The organism is Mycobacterium sp. (genome assembly GCF_049280035.1).
Taxonomy (GTDB): Bacteria; Actinomycetota; Actinomycetes; order Mycobacteriales; family Mycobacteriaceae; genus Mycobacterium.
The window spans coordinates 1-3,968 of sequence record NZ_JBAPPI010000452.1 but is presented as its reverse complement, the minus strand read 5'-3'; the positions used below and the strand labels follow the sequence as shown (position 1 = coordinate 3,968).

Here is a 3,968-nt window from a genome sequence, read left to right as displayed (position 1 = left end):
GTAGTACAGCGGTGCCTCTTGGCGCATCCGCTTCCACACCGGATAAGGATTGTCGTCGATGTCGGGATCGTATGGGTCGTAATATAACTCGACCGCTTGGGCGCCTGTCATTGTCCGTCCCTTCAGTCGTTCCGGTGCAGGAAGCCGTGCAAGATGGCCTGGATGAGTTCCTCAACGATCACCTCCCTCGACGGCGGCTTAGTGCCGAAGTAGGTGGAGCGCAGCGCAGCCATGCCGGCGATCATCGCGACCGTCGAGTGCGCCGGCAGGTCGGGATGGTCCGACCGCAAGCCGCGTAAGTTCATGCCCTCGGCGCTAATTCGGCCGAGGACCCGAAGTGCCCGCCTGACGTCGGCAATCCCGGTGTCGGCCAGTTCATCCTCGCTCAGAGCCTCCGATGCCATCAGCGTTAACAGCAGACCTTGGTGTTTCACGAACACGTCATAGAGCTGTCCGACGAAGTGCCCGGCCAGCTCCTGCTCGTCGGTCTCCTCGGGGACCACCGACTGCCACGTCTGGCCGAATTCGTCGACGAAGCTGGTGAACGGTAAGACGAGGGCCTCGCGGAACAGCGCTGCCTTCGAACCGAAGTTGCGGAACAGCAGATGTTCGGTGACACCGGCGGCCGCAGCGATTTCACGTGTCGTGGTGCTGCGGTAGTCCTGGCGAGCGAACAGGGTTCGAGCGGCGTCGAGCAAGAGTCTGCGCGGCTCGCCACGGGGCCGGCGCATCGCCGTGACCGTAGATCGCTGGGGCATGACGTTTAGGATAGTATGCACTATCCTAAACGTCGAGTGCGCATCGAAAGGGGTAAGGAGATGGGCGCGGTGATCATGCTTGGCACGTTGTTCGGACTGATCGTCCTGATATTCGGGCTGGTGCTGCGCTATGACCCCGAAGCGCGTCCGCGTCAAGGGCGCGACCAATGAGCGCCCAGATGACACCCGTGATGCAAGCGGCCAGTGGCTTCGCACTGGTCGCGGGCATCGCGTTCACCGTGTTTGGCGTGTATCTCAGCGGTCGCCAGCGCCGCGTGCACCCGCTGCTGCTGCTCTGCATCTCGGCGATCTCGTTCTCGTGGATCGAGGCGCCCTACGACTGGGCGATGTACGCGCAGTTCCCGCCCGCTATTCCCCGAATGCCGTCGTGGTGGCCGCTGAACATGACTTGGGGTGGCTTGCCGTTGTTCGTTCCGGTCGGCTACATCTCCTACTTTGTGCTGCCGGCCGTAACGGGCACGGCGCTGGGGCGATGGTTGAGCGCACGGTTCGGTTGGCGCAGGCCCACAACGCTATTGATTGTCGGCCTCGTCGTCGGCTTCTGCTGGGCGCTGTTCTTCAACGGGTTCCTCGGGGCCAAACTCGGTGTCTTCTACTACGGCCGGGTGATTCCCGGGCTGGCCATCCGCGAGGGCACCGTGCATCAGTATCCGCTCTACGACTCCCTCGCGATGGCCATCCAGATGATGGTCTTCACCTATCTGCTGGGCCGCACCGACGCGCAAGGACGGAACGCCATCGACATGTGGGCCGACAAGCGGTCCAAGACACGACTTCAATCCGCGATCCTGTCCGTGGTTGCGATCGTGGTTGTCGGCAACCTGCTCTACGGCGCAGTTTTCGCACCTCACCTGGTCACCAAACTGGGCGGTTGGGTGACTGCGGCGCCGACGGGCCAGTTGTTTCCGGGCGTGCCAAACCAACCGAAATAGGCGCCGCCGTGAATTACTCAGTCAAAAACGTGACGCGGCAGGGTCATTGGGATGTCCAACGAGCTCAGCAGCCCGGGCGCCGCGTCGACGACGTACGGGATCGCGTTGACGACACGCATGGCCGTGGATGTCATCGCGGCCCGCCCCGCACCGTGGCCTTCGGCCTCGCCGAGCGTCATCGCGCAGTGGATGTCGGGATCGCCCACGATGTCGACCCGATAGGTCGCGTCACACTCCGAGCGTGGCCAGTCGGGCGCGACGTCGCGGGCCATTCGGATGACGTGCTCGATCACGATGGCCTCCTGGCCGTCGACGACGCCGGCAGCCCGGGTGCGGACCGCGCCGCAGGTGCCGGCCGGGATGGTGCCGAACGCCACCTCGATGTCACGATCCGACAGTTGCCGGTCGAGATAGCCGCGTACCTCTTCGATCTCGACGCCCAGACCCTTCGCCATCAGGTATATCGGTGCCTTCCAGGCTATTTCGATGAAGCCCGGAGTTTTGAGCGTCGGCTCAAAGTCGAGCGGTCGACCAAAGCCCATTCCGTCCATCATCACGTCGGCGACTGGATAGTGGTCGTTGAGCGCGACCTCGCTGGCCGTGATGCTGCGGATGTTCCTCGACTGGGTGGTCATCAGCAGCGCGAGCTGATCAGAGGCGAAACCCGGGAAGATGCCCGATGCATAGAGCGACGCGCCGCCCCGATACTCGACGGCTTTGCCGTGCAGCAAATCGTCCAGTACGTCGAGGATTTCGTCGGCAACCCGTCCACGGGTGGCCATGCTCAACCCGAAGTGTTCGTATTCCTCTCTGCGATGACCAATACCGCAGGCATACATCACCCGGCCCTTGCTAATCAGGTCCAGAACGGTCATCTCCTCGGCAAGTCGCACCGGATCGCACAGCGGAATCGGCACCGCGGCAAGCAAAATCATCAACTGTTCAGTTCTGGCGGCGATCGCCGAAGCCAAAGTCAGCGGGCTGGGAAGGTGGCCGTCGTCGGCCCCGTGGTGTTCGGACAGCACAGCGACGATCGCTCCGCGGGTCTCCGCCCACGCGCACATGTCGATAGCTGCGGCGTAGAGGTCGGCCGGCGCGGCGGCCCAGGCCGGGGAGCGCATGTCGAACCTGAGCGTGAACATCGATCAACCATGAACCTAATATTTGGTCGCGTCAAGGAGGATGCACATGACAAGCAAGCCATATCGAGTTGTCGTCTGGGCGACCGGCGGCATCGGATCGATCGCCATCCACGCCATACAGCGGCGCCCCGACATCGAGCTCGTCGGCGTGTGGGTGCACTCGGAAGAGAAGGTCGGAAAGGACGCCGGGGAGTTGGCCAACGGCGAGCCGATCGGGCTTGCCACCACTAATGACGCCGACGCCTTGATCGGCCTCAAGCCCGACTGCGTCATCTACGCGGCCAGCGGACCCGAACGCGACGCGCTGGCCATCCCGGACTACGTCAGGCTTCTCGAGGCCGGCATCAATGTCGTCACGACGAGCACCACGCGACTGGTCAATCCGCACGCGTACGAACCCGCGGAGTGGCGGGACCAACTCGTGGCGGCGGCCAAGCAAGGCCAAGTCTCGTTGTACGCGTCGGGAATCGAGCCCGGCTTCGCCGCCGACTACTTACCGCTGGTGCTGTCGACCCAGTCGTCGTCGATCGAGAAGCTTCACTCGTTCGAGATCGGCTTGTACGACGACTACGGAGTACCCGACATCATGAGCGATGCGCTGGGCTTCGGTCGGCCCCCTGACTATCAGCCATGGATCAGTTTTCCCGGCGCGATCGCCAGCGAATGGCAAGGGCAGATCCGGTTGATCGCCGACGCGCTCGGGGCCGAGGTCCGGGAAGTGCGCGAGACTTTCGATCGCGCGATGACGAACCGGACGTTGAACGTCGCGATGGGTACCGTCGAGGCGGGCACGTGCGGCGCGATACGAATGCAGGCGATCGGCGTTGTCGAGGGCCGGGAGGCGATCGTCGTCGAACACGTCACCCGGTTGGCGCACGACGTCGCACCGGATTGGCCCCCCGGTATCGGCGACCTGTCCTACCGCATCGTGATCACCGGTGACCCCGACATCGACTGCACGCTGGCGGCGACGCTCAAAGACCCGCGGCGGGCCGGAGTGGCGGGAATGACCTCTGGAGCGGGTGCGATGGTTGCCACCGCGATGCGTGTCCTCAACGCCGTGCCGTATGTCGTTGCCGCAAAGCCTGGATTGCTGAGTTCGGTGGACCTACCGC

The 3,968-nt window shown here is 63.8% G+C and carries 5 protein-coding genes; 3 read left to right on the top strand and 2 right to left on the bottom strand.

Annotated features, from left to right (window positions below; genetic code table 11):
- Positions 1-122: 122 nt before the first annotated feature.
- The gene (locus WAN71_RS14975) at positions 123-758 is read right to left on the bottom strand and encodes a TetR/AcrR family transcriptional regulator (protein ID WP_422226082.1); all 636 of its coding nucleotides are present in this window, start codon (positions 756-758) and stop codon (positions 123-125) included.
- A 15-nt stretch (positions 759-773) separates the two neighbouring features.
- Between WAN71_RS14975 and WAN71_RS14970 the strand changes: the two genes are divergently transcribed.
- Both WAN71_RS14970 and WAN71_RS14965 read left to right on the top strand, forming a co-directional pair.
- Entirely contained in the window at positions 774-929 is a 156-nt protein-coding gene (locus tag WAN71_RS14970; protein WP_422226083.1) for a hypothetical protein, read from the top strand.
- Positions 926-1,711 carry a spirocyclase AveC family protein gene (locus WAN71_RS14965; RefSeq protein WP_422226081.1) on the top strand — a complete coding sequence of 262 codons (786 nt, stop codon included), beginning with the start codon at positions 926-928 and terminating at the stop codon, positions 1,709-1,711. The genes WAN71_RS14970 and WAN71_RS14965 overlap by 4 nt, the downstream gene beginning before the upstream one ends.
- Positions 1,712-1,728: 17 nt before the next feature.
- Here WAN71_RS14965 and WAN71_RS14960 read toward each other — a convergent pair whose 3' ends face one another.
- Positions 1,729-2,853, bottom strand: coding sequence for an LLM class flavin-dependent oxidoreductase (locus WAN71_RS14960; RefSeq protein WP_422226080.1), 1,125 nt, complete (start codon positions 2,851-2,853; stop codon positions 1,729-1,731).
- A 46-nt stretch (positions 2,854-2,899) separates the two neighbouring features.
- Between WAN71_RS14960 and WAN71_RS14955 the strand changes: the two genes are divergently transcribed.
- The coding region (locus tag WAN71_RS14955) for a dihydrodipicolinate reductase (RefSeq protein ID WP_422226079.1) at positions 2,900-3,968 on the top strand (1,069 nt) is incomplete at its 3' end.